The 17,128-nt window shown below is 69.7% G+C and carries 14 protein-coding genes; 5 read left to right on the plus strand and 9 right to left on the minus strand.

Features of this window, described 5'->3' with window-relative positions; translation table 11 throughout:
• Window positions 1–84 precede the first annotated feature (84 nt).
• The 4 genes from AC07DC_RS24485 to AC07DC_RS24500 are packed head-to-tail and all read right to left on the minus strand — an operon-like array spanning window position 85 to window position 4,550.
• On the minus strand, window positions 85–1,188 hold the full coding sequence (locus AC07DC_RS24485) for a glycosyltransferase family 2 protein (RefSeq protein ID WP_478916603.1): 1,104 nt from the start codon (window positions 1,186–1,188) through the stop codon (window positions 85–87).
• Window positions 1,127–2,857 (minus strand): condensation domain-containing protein, encoded by a 1,731-nt coding sequence (locus AC07DC_RS24490; protein WP_478916604.1) that lies wholly within the window; start codon window positions 2,855–2,857, stop codon window positions 1,127–1,129. The genes AC07DC_RS24485 and AC07DC_RS24490 overlap by 62 nt, the downstream gene beginning before the upstream one ends.
• A complete protein-coding gene (locus AC07DC_RS24495) occupies window positions 2,854–3,489 on the minus strand; it encodes an HAD family hydrolase (protein WP_478916605.1) in 636 nt (211 codons plus the stop codon). The genes AC07DC_RS24490 and AC07DC_RS24495 overlap by 4 nt, the downstream gene beginning before the upstream one ends.
• The gene (locus AC07DC_RS24500; RefSeq protein WP_478916606.1) at window positions 3,486–4,550 is read right to left on the minus strand and encodes a nicotinate-nucleotide--dimethylbenzimidazole phosphoribosyltransferase; all 1,065 of its coding nucleotides are present in this window, start codon (window positions 4,548–4,550) and stop codon (window positions 3,486–3,488) included. The genes AC07DC_RS24495 and AC07DC_RS24500 overlap by 4 nt, the downstream gene beginning before the upstream one ends.
• A 364-nt stretch (window positions 4,551–4,914) precedes the next feature.
• Between AC07DC_RS24500 and AC07DC_RS24505 the strand changes: the two genes are divergently transcribed.
• From AC07DC_RS24505 to AC07DC_RS24525, 5 genes are read left to right on the plus strand one after another with little or no spacing between them, the layout of a single operon-like run.
• On the plus strand, window positions 4,915–5,166 hold the full coding sequence (locus tag AC07DC_RS24505; RefSeq protein ID WP_478916607.1) for an acyl carrier protein: 252 nt from the start codon (window positions 4,915–4,917) through the stop codon (window positions 5,164–5,166).
• A gap of 32 nt (window positions 5,167–5,198) precedes the next feature.
• Entirely contained in the window at window positions 5,199–6,599 is a 1,401-nt protein-coding gene (locus AC07DC_RS24510; RefSeq protein WP_478916608.1) for a class I adenylate-forming enzyme family protein, read from the plus strand.
• Between the two features lie 2 nt (window positions 6,600–6,601).
• Window positions 6,602–7,135 carry a hypothetical protein gene (locus tag AC07DC_RS24515; protein WP_478916609.1) on the plus strand — a complete coding sequence of 178 codons (534 nt, stop codon included), beginning with the start codon at window positions 6,602–6,604 and terminating at the stop codon, window positions 7,133–7,135.
• A complete protein-coding gene (locus tag AC07DC_RS24520) occupies window positions 7,132–8,448 on the plus strand; it encodes an NDP-hexose 2,3-dehydratase family protein (RefSeq protein ID WP_478916610.1) in 1,317 nt (438 codons plus the stop codon). The genes AC07DC_RS24515 and AC07DC_RS24520 overlap by 4 nt, the downstream gene beginning before the upstream one ends.
• Window positions 8,449–8,498: 50 nt before the next feature.
• The gene (locus tag AC07DC_RS24525; protein ID WP_478916611.1) at window positions 8,499–9,500 is read left to right on the plus strand and encodes a Gfo/Idh/MocA family protein; all 1,002 of its coding nucleotides are present in this window, start codon (window positions 8,499–8,501) and stop codon (window positions 9,498–9,500) included.
• A gap of 21 nt (window positions 9,501–9,521) precedes the next feature.
• Here AC07DC_RS24525 and AC07DC_RS24530 read toward each other — a convergent pair whose 3' ends face one another.
• From AC07DC_RS24530 to acnA, 5 genes are all read right to left on the minus strand, one after another.
• A complete protein-coding gene (locus AC07DC_RS24530; RefSeq protein WP_478916612.1) occupies window positions 9,522–10,340 on the minus strand; it encodes an aldo/keto reductase in 819 nt (272 codons plus the stop codon).
• A gap of 31 nt (window positions 10,341–10,371) precedes the next feature.
• Window positions 10,372–11,283, minus strand: coding sequence for a carbohydrate ABC transporter permease (locus AC07DC_RS24535; RefSeq protein ID WP_478916613.1), 912 nt, complete (start codon window positions 11,281–11,283; stop codon window positions 10,372–10,374).
• A 10-nt stretch (window positions 11,284–11,293) separates the two neighbouring features.
• Window positions 11,294–12,223 (minus strand): carbohydrate ABC transporter permease, encoded by a 930-nt coding sequence (locus AC07DC_RS24540; RefSeq protein ID WP_478916778.1) that lies wholly within the window; start codon window positions 12,221–12,223, stop codon window positions 11,294–11,296.
• A gap of 44 nt (window positions 12,224–12,267) precedes the next feature.
• On the minus strand, window positions 12,268–13,686 hold the full coding sequence (ngcE, locus tag AC07DC_RS24545; RefSeq protein ID WP_478916614.1) for an N-acetylglucosamine/diacetylchitobiose ABC transporter substrate-binding protein: 1,419 nt from the start codon (window positions 13,684–13,686) through the stop codon (window positions 12,268–12,270).
• A gap of 445 nt (window positions 13,687–14,131) precedes the next feature.
• On the minus strand, window positions 14,132–16,843 hold the full coding sequence (gene acnA, locus AC07DC_RS24550; protein WP_478916615.1) for an aconitate hydratase AcnA: 2,712 nt from the start codon (window positions 16,841–16,843) through the stop codon (window positions 14,132–14,134).
• Window positions 16,844–17,128: the final 285 nt, after the last annotated feature.

Here is a 17,128-nt window from a genome sequence, read left to right on the forward strand (position 1 = left end):
TGAGCCTTTAGGGTGATGTCCCGTCAAGGGCTGAGACCAATCTGCGACGGAAAGCCCGATCCGTCACGGGTCGCCCGTGCCCCGTCAGCCCCGCAGAACGTCACGGAGGGAAGACGTGTCGCGGCGCAGCAGCTCGTCCTCGACGAAGGTGACCTCGTAGTCGTTCTCCTTGCCCGTCATCCGCAGCACGAGCCGGCCGTCGTCCGCGATCACCGCCGTCGCCTGCGCGCCCGTCGATCCGTCCCGTCCGGAGAGCACCCAGCCGAGATCCGGATCCCGCCGCACGTACACAAGGTGATCGTGCCCGATGCCCGCCCGGGACAGCATCTCCGCGCCCGCCCCGGGCACCGCGGACGGATCGTGCGCCTCCGGTAGGCCGTCCGTGCCCGTCCGCTGGAGCAGCGCGATCTTGACCGCCCGGCGCAGCCGCGGGTCCCGGGTCTCGGCCAGGAAGCGGCCGAGCACCTCGGTCTCCGCCTCGTTCCGCGCGAAGCCGCCGGCGTAGCTGGAGGCCCGCACCCGGTAGACGTACGAAGGGTCCGCCGGCTTGCTGACGACGGCGCCCGCGGCGACCAGCCGCAGCCACAGGTCCCACTCCTCGCCGTAGGCGATCTTCCGGAAGCCGCCGACCTTGTCGTACAGCGCCCGGCTGTACAGCGCGCCGACCACGACGTAGTTCTGCGCGAGCAGCTGGACGAGCTGGTCACCGGGGAGCGGCAGCCGCCCCTTGGTGTACGTCCCGGGGACGAAGGGCCCACGGCCGGTCCAGGTCAGCGGGCGCGGGCTGATCAGCCCCGGGCAGGCGTCGTAGGCGTCGCACATCGCCTCGACATGGTGCGGAAGGAACGCGTCGTCGCCGTCGAGCTGGCACACCAGGTCGGTGGAGAGCCGCTCGATCCCGGCCCCCCGGGCGCCCCAGACACCGAGGCGGCGGGTGTTGCGGACCAGCGTCAACGGCAGCACCTCGCTCCAGCGCTCCACGCGCCGCACGGTGTCGTCGTCGGAGCAGTCGTCCACGACGACGATCTGGTCGACGGGCCGGGTCTGCATGGCCACCGACCCCAGGGCCTGGTCGATGAAATCCGAGGAGTTCATGGCGGGGACGATGACGCCGACCGTCGGTCGGTCAGTGGGACGCGACACGGAACTGGGGCCTTTCGACGATGTAGTAGTGCGGGAGAACGACATCGCGCAGGACGGAGAGCGCCGCTTCGTACGCGCGCCGCACCTCCCGGACGGTGACGGGCCGGCCGCCTTCGCCCCTTTCGTGCGGGACCACCCGCGCCGTCACCCAGGGCACGCCGCCTGCGTCCCGGTCGACCAGCAGTTCGGCGTCGGCCACCGGAGCCAGGCCCAGCAGGGCCCGGCGCATGGCGCCGAGGTCGGCCCACGTGGAGTCCGTCAGCAGCCAGTCGCCGCCCCTGGCGAGGGGCTGGACGAGAAAACCGTCCTCCAGTGCGGCCATGCGTGTCCCGGGGCGCTGGGCCGACCCGGTCAGCAGCGTCTCCATGTCCAGCAGCAGCCCGCGGACGTCGTCCCGGCGCAGATACGCGGTGTCCGCGACCAGCGAGTGCACGGTTCGGGGGCCGTCCTGCTCGGAGCTCACGTTGTAGTAGAGCTTCAGCGCGGGCAGGGCGAACGGCTCCGCCCAGGAGAAGGAACGGACGCCTGCGCCCTCCTGCTGTTCCGCTCCGTCCCCCGGTGTCCGCTGTTCGGGCTCGCCGAAGAGGAGGGTGGTGTCGTTGTGCAGGACGGACAGGTCGAGTCGCAGCCCCCGGGCGTCCCCCGCCGCCGCGAGCAGCCCGTCCAGATCCGCCGGGTCGTACTGCGCCCTGGCCCATCCGCGCAGCGTGTCCTTGTGGGTGGCGCGGACGACGTCCTCGAAGGCGGGCTCGGAGACGTCGGGGCAGAGCACGACATCGGAGGCGAGCGGAGCCACCATGCCCTGCCGGTCGGCGCCGACCCGGTTGGCGAAGATCGTCTTCAGCGCGCAGCGGGTGGTGCCGTTTCGGCGCGCGAGCAGCGCCGCGAACGCCGCGAGGTGGACGGTCGCCGTGCTCACCTGGCAGCGCAGGGCGATCGTCCGGGCGGCGGCGTCCATCGCGGCGGAGCGCAGTTGGCCGTGCGCGGCTCCGGGTTCTCCCGACGCCCCCGCGAACATGGACTGGGGGACGCGGCCGAGGACCGTGCGCACATACGCGCCGGAGCGGCGGTTCATCGCCCGGCCCCGCTCGGACTGCTCCTGCTCCGCCAGATCCAGCGGCTGGGTGCGCCGCACACCGGCCCCACCTGCGGCGGGCCGCCCGGCCAGCCGGTCCCGCAGGTCCTGCTCCAGGATCCGCAGCGCCCAGCCGTCCAGCGCCACATGGGAGAGATAGAGGAGAACACGGTACGGCGCTCCCCCGGGCGCCAGCAGCAACGTGACCCGGATCCCCCATTCGTGGGTGAGGTCGAAGCCGGATTCCGCCATCCGGGTGTGGAGGCGTACGGTCTCGGCCTCGGGATCGTCGCCGGCCGCCAGGTGCTCGATCCGGACGGGCAGCCGCCCCTCCCCCTGGACCGACTGCCGGGGCGGCTCGCCGTCCGCTCCCGGGAGGTAGACCGTGCGCAGGCTCTCGTGCTCCACCACCACCTCGCGCAGGGCGGTCAGCACGTCCTCGGTGGTGGAGGCACCGTCCAGCTCCACGAAGTACTTGATGTTGTAGTCGTAGGCGTGCGCCTCGGTCCTGCTCCGCACGGCCCCGTAGATCACCCGCTGACCCCACGTCAGAGGGGCCTGGGCTGTGCGCAGTCCGGCGAACTCCAGCCGGACGCTCCTGGCGGCACTGGCGGCACTCGGGCTCCTGGCGTCGATCATCCCTCGCTCCCGGCGGCCGGCAGGAGTGAGGGAGTGAGCAGAGCGGGCAGTTCGTCGAGCGACGCCAGCGCCGCGCCCGCAGCGCCGCCCACCAGATAGGTGGTGATGCCCGCCGCCGCCCCCTGCCGGACGTCGTGCGCGGTGTCCCCGGCGAAGACCACTTCCGCCGCGGAGAGTCCCAGCAGCCCCCGGGCCCGGTGCAGCCCCTCGGCGGCCGGCTTGGGCTCGTCCACGTCCTCGCGCGCGACCAGCAGCGGGACATCGAGGCCGGCGGCGGCGAGCAGCAGGGCCGCGGCGGTGCGGGAGCGACCGGTGCACACCCCGAGGGCGAGGCCCATGGCGGTCAGCTCCCGGACGGCCTCGGCGGCGCCGGGCCGGGGCGGGGCGGGCGCCTCCGCGAGCGCGAGCGGGAAGTGCGCGTTGTAGGCCGCCATCGCCCGCTCCGCGAGCGGCTCACCGACGAGCCGGGCGAGCGTCGCCAGATCGGTCGCGGCGGACCGGGTCGCGATGAGGGCCGCGCTCGGCCGTGGCAGCCCCACGTCCTGGCAGGCCGCGCGCAGACAGCGCACATGCACGCCCCGGGAGTCCACGAGCGTTCCGTCGAGATCGAGGATGACGCCCCGCACCGTCATATGCGTTCGCTTCCTGAAGGGTCGGCGGACTGCCCTGTCGTCTCGGGAGAAGCCGCAGGTGGAGGGGTGGACGCCGTGGCCAGTTCGGTCACAGCGAGTACCGCGTTGATCGGGCCGGCCGCGAGCGCGGCGCCGGAGCCCATACCGAGGCGCAGCTCCAGATCGAGCACCGGCCGCAGCCCCAGCTCGTCCAGCAGCAACCGGTGGGCGGGTTCGGTGGAGACGTGGGACGCCACCAGATACTCGCGGGCCTGCGGGCGCAGCCGGCAGGCGATCAGCGCGGACAGCGCCGTCATGCAACCGTCGAGCACCACCAGGCAGCCGCGGGCGGCGGCGGCCAGGATCACCCCGACATTGCCGCAGATCTCGTACCCGCCGAGCGCGGCGAGCTGCCGGACCGGATCGCCGCCGAGCCCGGAGGTGCGCTCCAGCGCCTGTTCCACCAGCCGCGTCTTGAGCCGGACGGTCTCCTCGCCGACCCCGGAGCCCTTTCCCGCGATGTCCCGCGGGTCCACCCCGAGCAGCCGGGCGGCCAGCGCGGTCGCCGACGTCGTGTTGCCCACGCCGATCTCACCGCAGGCGGCCAAACTCCCGACGGGGAACGCCTCGTGGGCGAACCGCGCACCGGCCTCGATCGCGTCCAGCGCCTGCCCGAACGTCATCGCGTCGGCGCGCGTGATGTCCGCCGTGCCGTACCCGATCTTGTAGCGGTGGTCCCCGGTGTCGGTACGGATCCCCAGATCCGCGGCCTCCACCCGGCCATTCACCCGGGTGGCGAGCGCGCTGACCGGCGCCCGTCCCGTAACGATCTCCGCGAAGAGCCGGGCGGTGGACTCCGGCCGGTGGGCGGAGATTCCGTGCTCCGCGACCCCGTGGTCGCCCGCCAGCACCGACACCACGACCGGCAGCGGCCGCACGTGGTGCGTCCGCAGGATCCCCGCGACCTGCCAGCCGATCTCGTCGAGCCGGCCGAGACTGCCGGCCGGCCTGGCCCCGGTAGCGGCGACCAGCCTCGCCAGCCGCGCGGTCCGCCGGTCGAACGTGCCGACCGCGTCCGTCAACGCGCAAAGACGCGTCTGCGACAGCGCCTCGGCACCCCCGTCGGCATCATTCCCGCTCCGGTCCGCCGCCCCGGAAACCTCCACCGTTCCTCCCCCGTCGAAGCGTTCGCCGCGACCCGTTCCCGGGCCCCGGCCGCAGCCGGGCCACACAGTACGCGGCGGTTTTGCCGATGTCACGAGGTGATCGCCGGCGCTCGGGAGCTGTCCGACAGGCCGTTCCCGGACCGCGCCACAAGTCCAAGCGCTCTTCACGGAAAGCCCTTTCGCCCCGACCGGGCCCGCTGTTACGCTCGCGCCTTCAACCGGTCTAGACAACTTACCGGCTGATTACGGGGCGGTCCTGCCATGGCGTGGGAGAGGGACGATGATTTCTCGGGAGACAGTCGTGGCGGCGCTCGTCAGCCGCCTGTCGCAGACGCTGCCGGAAGCGCGGGGTGCATCGCTCCAGGAGACGGACGACCTACGGCAGTTCGCCGGCTTCGACTCCCTCGGAATCCTGGAGACCCTGGTGTGGTTGGAGTCGGAGTTCGACATCACCATCCCGGACGAGGACCTGGACGTGGAGAACTTCCGGTCCGTCGGCAGGATGGCCGACTTCGTCATCACCCACCGCTGACCGGGACTTGACGCGGATACCCAGGAGGACCAGTGGCTGACGCCGGATTCTTCGCGGCAGTTCGGGACGGCGCGGGACGGGGCGACGCCACCGCGCTCATCTCCGGCAAGCGGGCGTGGACCTACCGTGAGCTGATCACCGCGGCGGAAGCGTGCGCGGAACACCTCGGGCGGCACCGCGCCGCGGGGTTGGTGGTCGTGGACGTCGCCGACACGGCCGTCCGCGCGGTGGTTGCCCTCGCGGCCGATCTGGTGGAACTGCCGGTCCTGCACAGCGATCCCGGCGCGCCCACCGACTTCGGCGGCCTCGTCGTCCGGGACAGCGCCACGCTCCAGGAGCCGCCGGAACCGCCCGCCGTGCGGTTCTCGGGCGGCGGCGTCGAGCTGTGGACGCACACCCGGCCCGCCACCCACAGTCTGGCCGGCATCCCGGCCCGCTCACAGATCTTCCTGACCTCCGGATCCACCGGGACACCGACCGGCGTGGTCCGCCCGGCCGCGACCGTGCTCACGGACGCGCACCGGATCGCGGCCTTCATGGGATACGGGCAGGGACTGCCGGGCGTCGTCAGCACCCTGTCCTTCCACTGCTACGGCTTCGCCTACGGCATCGCCGCGCCCCTGCTGCACGGCACCCCGGTCCGGCACGTCCCCTCGCGGTCCGTCCCCTCCCAACTGGCCCGCGCGGTGCGCGAGCACGGGGCGCGGACGCTGGTCGGGCTGCCCTTCCAGTTCCAGCTGCTGGCGGGTTCGGCAGCGCCACTGGACTTCGGGGAGCTGCGGATGGCGGTCTCCTCGGGCGCCCCGCTGCCCCCGGCGGCGGCCGGCGCCATCACCGAGCGGTACGACTTCGCCCTCTACAACGCGTACGGGTCCTCGGAGACCGGAGCGCTCTCCGCCGCCCTCAGCACCGGAGAGCAGCTGCCCGGCGAGGTCGGCGCGCCCTTCCCCGGCGTCGTCCCCCGGCTGGTCCCGGTCGACGGCGTGTCGGACGGCGGCGAACTGCAGCTGCGGACCGACGCGTTGGCGGCCGGCTACACCGGCACCGACGGACTGCTCCCGCTCGACTTCGACGGCGACTGGTACCGCACCGGCGATCTGGCCCGCATCGAGGACGGCGGCATCCGGATCAACGGCCGGCTGAAGAACATCATCAACGTCGCCGGCAAGAAGGTCAGTCCCGCGGAGATCGAACGGGTGCTGGCCCGGCACCCGGCGGTGGCCGACGTCCAGGTCGTCGCGGCCCCCGACGACGTGCGCGGGCAGGTGCCCGCCGCCCGGATCGTGACCACGTCCGACCTCACCGTCGCGGAACTGCTCGCCTGGTGCCAGCCGCTGCTGGCCCCGCACCAGATGCCCCGGCAGGTCAGCTTCCTGGACGAGATCCCCCGGTCGGCGATGGGCAAGCCCCTCAAAGGACCGGAACCGAGCTGACCATGGAGAAAGCCCCCAGCATCAACGGCAGCTCGCGCGGCACGTTCATGGATCTGCCCCCGCAGACCCGCATGCTGCTGGAGAGCGAGGGATCGACCACGATCCTCCTGGAGTCGCTGATCGCCTGCCGGCTCATCGTCCGCGTCGACTCCCAACTTCCGGTGGACGCCGGCTCCCTGGACCGCCGCATCCGCGACGAACTCGGGCTCTCCCCGGACGCGAAGCCGGTGCTCCGCAGATCGGCGCTGCTCACCCCCGGCGGGGAGGTCGTCAGCAGCAACCGTGTCGTCTTCGACGGGGCGGCCGTGCCCTGGCTGGCGGACAGCCAGGACTCCACGCCGCTGGGCCGCGAGCTGCGTGCCCGCAACTCCATGCAGCACCGCGTCATCCTCGACAACGGGCTGAGCTGCTGGCCGCCGGGAGGGAGCGCTACGCCCTGCGCGTTCAAGGAGTACATCATCAACTGCTCCGACGGCAGCCGCATCCACATCCATGAGACGTTCAGCCCGCACTTCGTCCCGGTGCCCCAACGATGAGCTGGGAGGGGGTTCCCGAACCGTTCCAGGCGTGGTGGACCAAGCGCGGCAGGGCGGGCTGGTTCGACGTCACCCGGATTCCGTTCGACGAGATGGAGGGCTGGTCGTTCGACGAGCCGACCGGGAACCTGGTCCACGGCAGCGGGAAGTTCTTCACCGTGGAAGGGCTGCGGGTGACCGCGGAGGACGGCCGCGCGACGTGGACCCAACCGGTCATCCACCAGCCGGAGTTCGGCGTCCTCGGCATCCTCGTCAAGGACTTCGACGGGGTCCCGCACTGCCTGATGCAGGCGAAGATGGAACCCGGCAACATCAACACCCTGCAGCTGTCCCCCACCGTGCAGGCCACCCGCAGCAACTACACCCGGGTGCACGGCGGCCAGCCGACCCGCTACCTCGACCACTTCCGCGGCCCCGGCCGCGGGCAGGTCCTGGTGGACACGCTGCAGTCCGAGCAGGGCACCTGGTTCTGGCACAAGCGCAACCGCAACATGGTGGTGCGGGTCACCGAGGACGTTCCGCTGCACGAGGACCACCAGTGGATCGCCTGGGACGACCTGCGGCGGATGCTGCGGATCGACGACCTCGTCAACATGGACAGCCGCTCCGTGATCGCCTCCCTGCCCTTCCCACCCGGTCCCGGGGACATCCGTTCTCCCGACGACATCCGTTCTCCCCGGGCGCCGCACCACTCCATGGGCCAGATACTCAGCTGGTTCACCGAGGCCAAGACCCGCTGCGACTGGTCGGCGCGGCTGGTGCCGCTGGCCCGCGTGCCGGGCTGGACCCGCTCCGCGCGGCGGATAGCGGACCGGGCCGGCGACCGTTTCGACGTCATCGCGGTACGGGTGCAGGCCGGCAACCGGGAGGTGCCGGGCTGGACGCAACCGCTGCTCGCGCCCCGCGGGCAGGGACTCGCGGCGTTCCTCCTCCGCAGGATCGGCGGCGTACCGCATCTGCTCGCGCGCGCCGGTCACGAGCCGGGGCTGCTGGACCGGGTCGAGATCGCGCCCACCGTGCAGCTCCCCGACGCGGCGGCCGACGGCTCCGGCGGTCCGCCGCCGTTCCTCGACGCGGTGGACGGGGCCTCGCCCGACCAGGTGCGCTTCGACACCGTGCTGTCGGAGGAGGGCGGGCGTTTCTACCACGCCAGGACCCGCTACCGGCTGATCGAGGTCGGTGACGAGGTGCCGGTCCGGGTACCGGAGGACTTCTGCTGGATGACCGTGTCCCAGCTGATGGAACTGGTGCGCCACGGCCATTATCTGAACGTGGAGGCGCGCACCCTGCTCGCCTGCGCGAGGAGCCTGTGACGCGCTGTGCGTGACGAGGGATGCGTGACGATGATGCGTGAAGGGGAACCGTGCTGAGCGATCCTGGACCGGCCTCCGGTGTGCTGCGGCTCGGGGTGCTGGGCTGCGCCGACTTCGCCTGGCGGAAGATGCTGCCGGCGATCTCCACCGTCCGGGAGCTCCGCATCACCGCGCTGGCCAGCCGCGACCCGGCGAAGGCGGCGCGTTTCGCGGACCGGTTCGGCGGCGAGCCCGTGACCGGGTACGACGCGCTCCTGGAGCGGGACGACGTCGACGCCGTGTACGTGGTCCTGCCCACCGGCCTGCACCACTCCTGGACGACGCGGGCGCTGGCCGCCGGCAAGCACGTGCTGGCCGAGAAGTCCCTGACGACGGGGGCTCAGGAGGCAGGGGAGCTGGTGGCCGCGGCGCGGGACCGCGGCCTGTGGCTGATGGAGAACTTCCTTTTCCTCCACCACTCCCAGCACGCGGCCGTGCGCGAGCGGATCGACGGTGGTGCGATCGGTGAACCGCGGTTCTTCAGTGCCGCCTTCGGCGTCCCGCCACGACCGGCGGGCGACATCCGCAACAGCCCGGAGCTCGGCGGCGGCGCCCTGCTGGACGTGGGCGCCTACACCGTCCGCGCGGCGACGTACTTCCTCGGCCCCCGGCTCACCCTGGCCGGCTCCCAGCTGCGGATCGACGGGCGCACGGGCGTGGACGTGGGCGGCAGCGCCCTGTTCCACACGCCGTCGGGCGTCTCGGCGGAGCTCTCCTTCGGCTTCGACACCTCCTACCGCACCACCTATGCCCTGTGGGGCAGCGAAGGCCGGATCAGCGTGGACCGCGCCTTCACCCCGCCCGCCGATCTGCTGCCCGCGGTGCGCTGGGAGCGGCAGGACGCGGTGGAGGACCTCGTCCTGCCGGCCGACGACCAGTACGCCAACGGAGCCCGCGAGTTCGCCCGCCACGCGCTGAGCGGCGCCGCCTTCGGTACGTACGGGGAGTCGCTGGTGCGCCAGGCGACGCTGCTGGAGCAGATCAGGGACCGCGCGCACCGGGTGACGGTCTAGCGGTCCCGTCTCCTGGGCGCGTCAGCCGTTCAGGTCGGGTCCTAGGCGGCGCCCCGCGTCCATACCCGCGATCACCCCCAGGTCCGCGTCGTCCAGGACGAAGCCGAGGAGGTCCGCGTTCCGCCGGATCCGGACCGGGTCGGCCGAGCGCGGGATCGCGACATGTCCGAGCTGGAGGTTCCAGCGCAGTAGGACCTGGGCGGTGCTCACGCCGTACCGCTCGGCGATGGCGGTGAGTTCCGGCAGCGCGAGCACCTCGCCCTGCCCCAGCGGGCTGTACGCCTCGGTGACGATGCCCCGCGCGTGGTGGTGGGCCCGCAGCTCGGGCCGCTGGTACCAGGGGTGCAGTTCGATCTGGTTGACGGCCGGGACGATGCCGGATCCGGCCGCGAGCCGTTCGAGGTGCGGGATACAGAAGTTGGAGACACCGATGGCTCGGGCGCGCCCTTCGGCGTGGATCCGTTCCAGCGCCCGCCAGCTCTCCGGGTACAGATCGCGGGCCGGCTGGGGCCAGTGGATCAGGTACAGGTCCACGTACTCCAGGCCGAGCGCGGCCAGCGAGGCGTCGAACGCGCGCAGCGTCCGGTCGTGGCCCTGGTCGGCGTTCCACAGCTTGGTGGTGACGAAGAGGTCCGCGCGGGGCAGCCCCGAGGCGGCCAGCGCCCGTCCGGTGCCGCGCTCGTTGGCGTAGATCGCGGCGGTGTCGATGCCCCGGTAGCCGCATTCGAGCGCCGCCGACACCGCGACAGCGGCCTGGGCGTCGGTCAGATGACCGACACCCAGGCCGAGCTGCGGCATCGCGAAGCCGGTGTTGAGGGTGACGCGCGGCAGACCGCTCACGCCGCCCCCGTCCGTGCCGGGCCCCAAGTGGTTACTTGAGGGCACCGGCGGTGAGGCCGGCCTGGATCTGCTTCTGGAAGACGATGTAGACGGCGAGCACCGGGAGCATCGCGATGGCGAGGCCGGCGAAGAGCGCCGCCCAGTCGCCCGCGTAGCCCTGCTGTGTCGCCAGGTCCGCCAGTCCCTGCGTCAACAGGTAGTTCTTGGAGTCGCCCTGGTTGAGGACGATCGGCAGCAGGTACTGATTCCACTGGCCCAGGATGTTGAAGACGCCGATGCTGATGAGCCCCGGCTTCGACATCGGCAGCATGATCTGGAAGAAGGTCCTCGTGTGCGAGGCCCCGTCGACCAGCGCCGCCTCCGCCACCGTGGAGGGCAGCGTCCGGAAGAACGACGTCATGAAGAACACGGTGAAGGGCAGCGAGTACGCGATGTAGACCAGGATCAGCCCGGGGAACGTGCTCAGCAGGCCCAGGTTCTTCGTGACGAAGAAGAGCGGGACCAGCACCATCACGACGGGGAAGGCCATGCCCCCGACGAAGAGGTAGTAGATGAACCGGTTCCCGAAGAACTCGAAGCGCGCCAGGACGTAGGCGGCCATCGAGCCCAGGATCATCGTGCCTGTGGTCGAGAAGCCGACCACGATCGCCGTGTTGATGAAGTACTGGCCGATATTGGCCTTGGACCAGGCCCGCGACCAGTTGTCGAACTGAAGGTGCGTGGGGAGCGACCAGGGGCTGCCCACGATGTCGCCCGAGGTCTTGAGCGAGCTCCAGAGCACCCAGAGCATCGGCACGCCGACCATGAGCGCCCACAGCAGCAGGAAGCCGTGGGAGAAGACGTTGAGTACGCCGCCCTCACTGCGCCGCCAGTTGCGTTTGGTCTTGTTGGCGGTCGGGGCCGCCGACTTCTGCTTTTCCACAGAAACTGCGTTCGTCGTCATCGCGCCACCCCTAGAACTCGATACGGTCGCGGCGCGACAGCCGCATGCTGAGAATGGCGAAGACCAGCGTCACGATCAGCATGGCGACACCCATCGAGGCCGCGTAACCGAACTGGCTGTTGTCCCGGAACGCCGTCTTGTACAACAGCAGCGGCAGCACGTCGGTCGATTCGTCGGGTCCGCCGTTGTTCACCGACATCAGCTGCACGAACGCGAATCCGTCCATGGCGATGATGCCCATGTACACCCAGCCGGTGGCAACCGTGTCCCGCAGCAGCGGCAGGGTGATCCGGAAGAAGGTCGTGCCGCGCTCGGCGCCGTCCAGCCGCGCCGCCTCGTAGATCTCGGTCGGGATGGAGGCCATCCCGGCGGAGAACAGGACGACGTAGAAGCCGACGTTCGCCCAGATCATGACGACCATGATGCAGGCCAGCGCGGTGGACTTGTCGCCCAGCCACGCGTGCTGGGCGGAAGCCAGACCCAGGTTCCCCAGCAGGGCGTTGAGCAGGCCTTCCTTGTTGTCCGGGTTGTAGATCTGCTGCCAGAGCACAGCGATGATCGTGACGGACAGCACCTGCGGGAAGAAGAAGACCACCTTGTAGATGGACGATCCCCGCACGCCGGAGACCCCCGCAGCACTACCTCTGCGGCGGCCTCCGACATTGAGCATGAAGGCGAAGAACAGACCGAGCGACAGTGTGATCAGCGGCACCACCAGCAGCATGATGATGTTGTGCGACAACGCCTTCCAGAAAAGGTCGTTGTGAATGAGCTTCTGGTAGTTGTCGAGCCCGATGAATTTCTTGTCGGATGAGATTCCGCTCCAGTCCGTCATCGAGATCTGGAAGTCCTGGACGAAGGGCGAGATCACGAGGACCCCGTACAAAGCCAAGGGAATTGCCAGAAAACCGATGATGAACCGGTACTTGCCATGTCGCATGTCGCCGGTCGCTCTCGTCTCAGTCAGTACAAGTGAAGCAAGCGTCAGGCGTGCTTGAACTTCGGGACGGACGAGTCCTTCGCGGTCGCGTCCGAAGCCGCCTGCGCCTTGTCGATCCACTCGGCGGCCTTGATCTTGCCGGCGAGCAGGTCGAGGGTCAGGTTCCCGATGGTCTCTTCGTTCAGCTTCTTGTACCAGTCGCCGAGCCGCGGGTTGACCACGTTGGCGGCGGCGGCCTTGAGGCCTGCGCTCGCGGAGGCGAGACCCGGGGTGAGGGTCAGACCCTCCTCGGCGCCCGCGACGGCGGTCAGGGACTTCAGGGACTCGGTGAACGCCTTGGCCTGGGCCTTGCTCAGCATGATGCGGAGCAGCTCCATGCCGCCGGCCGGGTTCTTGCCGTCCTTGGCGACGATGAAGGGCTCACCGGCCGCGGCGCGGATGGCACCGTACGGAAGCTTGTCACTGGCGCCGCCCTGGATCGCGCCGACCGCCAGGTCGAAGTCCTTCGGCATGGTGGGCGCTGCCTCGTTCTCCACCCAGGAACCGTTCGGGATGAAGGCGGCCTTGCCCTTCGTCCAGTCGGTCTGCGCCTGGATGTGGGTCTTGCCCTCGGAGCCCTGGAGGATGTAGCCCTTGGCGGCCAGCTCCTCGTAGTACCCGATGACGCCCTTGACCGCGTCGGTCTTGAACGCGTTCGGCTCCAGGTTGTCGATCGCGTTGATGCCGGCGACGCCGCCGGCCTTGGCGATCTGGGCGAAGATGTCGAAGTGCACGTAGTACGGGTACTTACCCGGGTACGTGTACGGCGCGATGCCCGCGGCCTTGATCTTCTCGCAGAGCGCCAGCATCTCCGTGAAGGTCTGGGGGTACGTCCAGCCCTTGTCCTTGAAGAGCTTGTTGGAGTACCAGGTGCCGTAGACGGTGAACGCGTAGTTGAGCGCGTACACCTCCTTGCCACCGTACTGGCCCTGCTCGATGGTGCCGGCGATCAGCGTGTCGCGGACCTTCTTGGCCGGGTCGTCGAAGGACGCGGCCTCGAGCAGCGGGGTGAGGTCGACAAGCTTGCCCTGCTTGGCGAGGGCCGCCGTGTCGAGGTTGTCGGCACCCGAGTTGTCCATGACGTCCGGCGGGCTGCCACCGGCGAAGCGCGGCTGCAGCTTCGGGCCCAGGGCCTGGGTACCCGTGTGCTTGACCGTGGTCTTGTAGGTGGTGTTGTAGGCCGTCTCGGCGTTCTTGACGTAGTCGTCACCGAAGCCGCCCTTGAAGATGAACGCCTCGAGGGGCGCGCCCTCCTTCACACCGAGGGGGTTCTTCGCGGTGACCGTGCCGGTCTCCTTGGGCTTGTCGGTCTTGTCACCGCTGTCGGAGGCACATGCGGTGAGGAAAGATGCCGACGGTACGGCGACCAGGCCAACGGCCATCGCGCGCTTGACCAGATCCCGGCGGTTCAGTTCGGATCCCATGCTCAAGTCCTCGCCCTCTACAGGACTCATGCGGTGCAGCGGAATCCGCCGGCGCCCGCGAACAGATGAAGCTTCAGTGATGCTGCCATCCACCGAGGAGGGGTGGTCCTGCCACGAGGGACCTCCTCGGCCCGTCGATCCCCCGCCCCGTCCCGCGCTCGCGGGCTTCCCTGGACGCGACAGGTATAGTCCACTTCTCGTTGAGAGGGCAAGATCGAAAGCCCGTTTGGCCGTGAAGCTTTCCCGAGTTGAGACCTGGCCGAAACGCGGAGGAGCGGACTCCGTTTCTGACACCACCTCTAACAGACGGCATTTGCGTTCACTTATCTACCATTGATCATGCCTTCTATGTTCACTTCTTGAAGGACAAATACGGACGGACCGCATCCCCGGGAAGGGGATGCGGTCCGTCCGGACGGCCGTGGCGGGCCGTGGTGGGGCCCTCTTACTTGGTGATCAGCGAGCGCAGCACGTACTGCAGGATGCCGCCGTTGCGGTAGTAGTCCGCCTCGCCGGGGGTGTCGATGCGCAGCTTGGCGTCGAACTCGACGTCGCCGGCCGTCACCTTCACCGTCTCCGGGATCCCGCCGTCGTTCAGCGCGGTCACACCGGTGAAGGAGAAGGTCTCCTCGCCGGTGAGGCCCAGGGAGGCCGCCGTGACGCCCTCCGGGTACTGCAGGGGCAGGACGCCCATGCCGATCAGGTTCGAGCGGTGGATGCGCTCGTAGGACTCGGCGATCACGGCCTTGACGCCGAGCAGCGCGGTGCCCTTGGCCGCCCAGTCGCGGGAGGAGCCGGAGCCGTATTCCTTGCCCGCCAGGATGACCAGCGGGATGCCGGCCGCCTGGTAGTTCTGCGAGGCGTCGTAGATGTACGACACCGGGCCACCCTCGACGGTGAAGTCGCGGGTGAAGCCGCCCTCGGTGCCCGGTGCGATCTGGTTGCGCAGCCGGATGTTGGCGAAGGTGCCGCGGATCATGACCTCGTGGTTGCCGCGGCGGGAGCCGTAACTGTTGAAGTCACGACGCTCGACCTTGTGCTCGGTGAGGTACTTGCCGGCCGGGGTGTCGGCCTTGATCGCACCGGCCGGGGAGATGTGGTCGGTGGTGACCGAGTCGCCCAGCTTGGCCAGCACCCGGGCGTCGGCGACATCGGTGACCGGGGTGGTCTCCATCGTCATGCCGTCGAAGTACGGGGGCTTGCGGACGTAGGTGGACTCGCTGTCCCACTCGAACGTGTTGCCGGTCGGGATCGGCAGCGCCTGCCACTGCGCGTCACCGGCGAAGACGTCCTGGTAGGACTTGTTGAACATGTCCTCGCCGATGGCGTTCGCCACGACGTCGTTGACCTCGGCCTCGGTCGGCCAGATGTCCTGCAGGAAGACCGGCTTGCCCTCGGTGTCGGCGCCGATGGCGTCCTTGGTGATGTCCACCTTCATGGAGCCCGCGATGGCGTACGCGACGACCAGCGGCGGCGACGCCAGGTAGTTCATCTTGACGTCGGGGTTGATCCGGCCCTCGAAGTTGCGGTTGCCCGACAGCACCGAGGTGACGGCCAGATCGTGCTCGTTGATCGCCTTCGAGATCTCCTCGTCCAGCGGACCGGAGTTTCCGATGCAGGTGGTGCAGCCGTACCCGACGAGGTTGAAGCCCATCTTGTCGAGGTACGGGGTGAGGCCGGCCTTGTCGAAGTAGTCGGTGACGACCTTCGAGCCCGGGGCAAGGGTGGTCTTGACCCACGGCTTGCGGGTCAGGCCCTTCTCGACCGCCTTCTTGGCCACGAGCGCGGCGGCGACCATGACGTAGGGGTTCGAGGTGTTGGTGCAGGAGGTGATCGCGGCGACGGTGACGGCGCCGTGGTCGATCTCGAAGGACGAACCGTCCGCGAGGGTGACCAGGGTCGGGCGGGTCGGCACACCGTTGGTGGAGGCGGGAGCGTCGGAGGCCGGGAAGGACTCCTTGCCGGCCTCGTCGTCGTCCTCGACGTAGTTGCGTACGTCGCGGGCGAACTGCTGCGAGGCGTTGGCGAGGACGATGCGGTCCTGCGGGCGCTTCGGGCCGGCGATGGAGGGGACGACCGTGGAGAGGTCGAGCTGCAGCTTCTCGGAGAAGTCCGGCTCGGCGGCCGGGTCCAGCCACAGGCCCTGCGCCTTGGCGTACGCCTCGACCAGCGCGACCTGCTGAGCGTCACGGCCGGTGAGCTTGAGGTACTTGATCGTCTCGTCGTCGATCGGGAAGATCGCGGCGGTGGAGCCGAACTCCGGCGACATGTTGCCGATGGTGGCGCGGTTGGCGAGCGAGGTGGCGGCGACGCCCTCACCGTAGAACTCGACGAACTTGCCGACGACGCCGTGCTTGCGCAGCATCTCGGTGATCGTCAGCACCAGGTCGGTGGCGGTGGTGCCGGCCGGCAGCTCACCGGTCAGCTTGAAGCCGACGACGCGCGGGATGAGCATGGAGACCGGCTGGCCGAGCATCGCGGCCTCGGCCTCGATGCCGCCGACGCCCCAGCCCAGCACGCCCAGGCCGTTGACCATGGTGGTGTGCGAGTCGGTGCCGACGAGGGTGTCGGGGTACGCCTGGCCATTGCGGACCATGACGGTACGGGCCAGGTGCTCGATGTTCACCTGGTGGACGATGCCGGTGCCCGGCGGGACGACCTTGAACTCGTCGAACGCGGTCTGGCCCCAGCGCAGGAACTGGTAGCGCTCCCGGTTCCGGCCGTACTCCAGCTCCACGTTCTGCGCGAACGCCTCCGGGGTACCGAACTTGTCGGCGATCACGGAGTGGTCGATGACCAGCTCGGCCGGGGCCAGCGGGTTGATTCGGGACGGGTCGCCGCCGAGCTCCTTGACGGCCTCGCGCATGGTGGCGAGGTCGACCACGCAGGGCACGCCCGTGAAGTCCTGCATGATCACGCGGGCCGGCGTGAACTGGATCTCCTGGCTGGGCTGGGCGCTCGAGTCCCAGTTTCCGATGGCCCGGATGTGGTCGGCGGTGATGTTCGCGCCGTCCTCGGTGCGGAGCAGGTTCTCCAGCAGGACCTTCAAGCTGTAGGGAAGGCGGGCGGAGCCCTCGACCTTGTCCAGCTTGAAGATCTCGTACGACTCGTCGCCCACCTGCAGCGTGCTGCGGGCGTCGAAGCTGTTCGCCGACACGACAGTCTCCTTCATGCATGTAATTCGCGCGTACCACCGCAATCCTGCCGACACGACCGACACGACTCCATGCCGATCCGCTAAGGTGAGCGCTAAGTTAGGTATGCCTTACCTAGCAGCTCGGTGACTGCGGCGTGGTACGCCTCGGCAGATATCTCGATGTCGAGATAACTCTAGTACATCACCGGTGCGGGGTCATGCCCCGGCACCCCCGTGGCGTTCCCGTGCACCCGGCGCCATGGCCCGGAGCCGGATCGTCCATCTGGAGCAATGCTTCACACGATC

This window comes from Streptomyces sp. NPDC045021 (assembly GCF_056432645.1).

Coding starts and splice junctions, on each gene's coding strand:
- AC07DC_RS24505 (WP_478916607.1), top strand. CDS start 4,915: ATGATTTCTCGGGAGACAGTCGTGGCGGCGCTCGTCAGCCGCCTGTCG.
- AC07DC_RS24520 (WP_478916610.1), top strand. CDS start 7,132: ATGAGCTGGGAGGGGGTTCCCGAACCGTTCCAGGCGTGGTGGACCAAG.
- AC07DC_RS24535 (WP_478916613.1), bottom strand. CDS start 11,283: ATGACGACGAACGCAGTTTCTGTGGAAAAGCAGAAGTCGGCGGCCCCG.
- AC07DC_RS24485 (WP_478916603.1), bottom strand. CDS start 1,188: ATGTCGTTCTCCCGCACTACTACATCGTCGAAAGGCCCCAGTTCCGTG.
- AC07DC_RS24515 (WP_478916609.1), top strand. CDS start 6,602: ATGGAGAAAGCCCCCAGCATCAACGGCAGCTCGCGCGGCACGTTCATG.
- ngcE (WP_478916614.1), bottom strand. CDS start 13,686: ATGGGATCCGAACTGAACCGCCGGGATCTGGTCAAGCGCGCGATGGCC.
- AC07DC_RS24540 (WP_478916778.1), bottom strand. CDS start 12,223: ATGCGACATGGCAAGTACCGGTTCATCATCGGTTTTCTGGCAATTCCC.
- AC07DC_RS24495 (WP_478916605.1), bottom strand. CDS start 3,489: ATGACGGTGCGGGGCGTCATCCTCGATCTCGACGGAACGCTCGTGGAC.
- AC07DC_RS24490 (WP_478916604.1), bottom strand. CDS start 2,857: ATGATCGACGCCAGGAGCCCGAGTGCCGCCAGTGCCGCCAGGAGCGTC.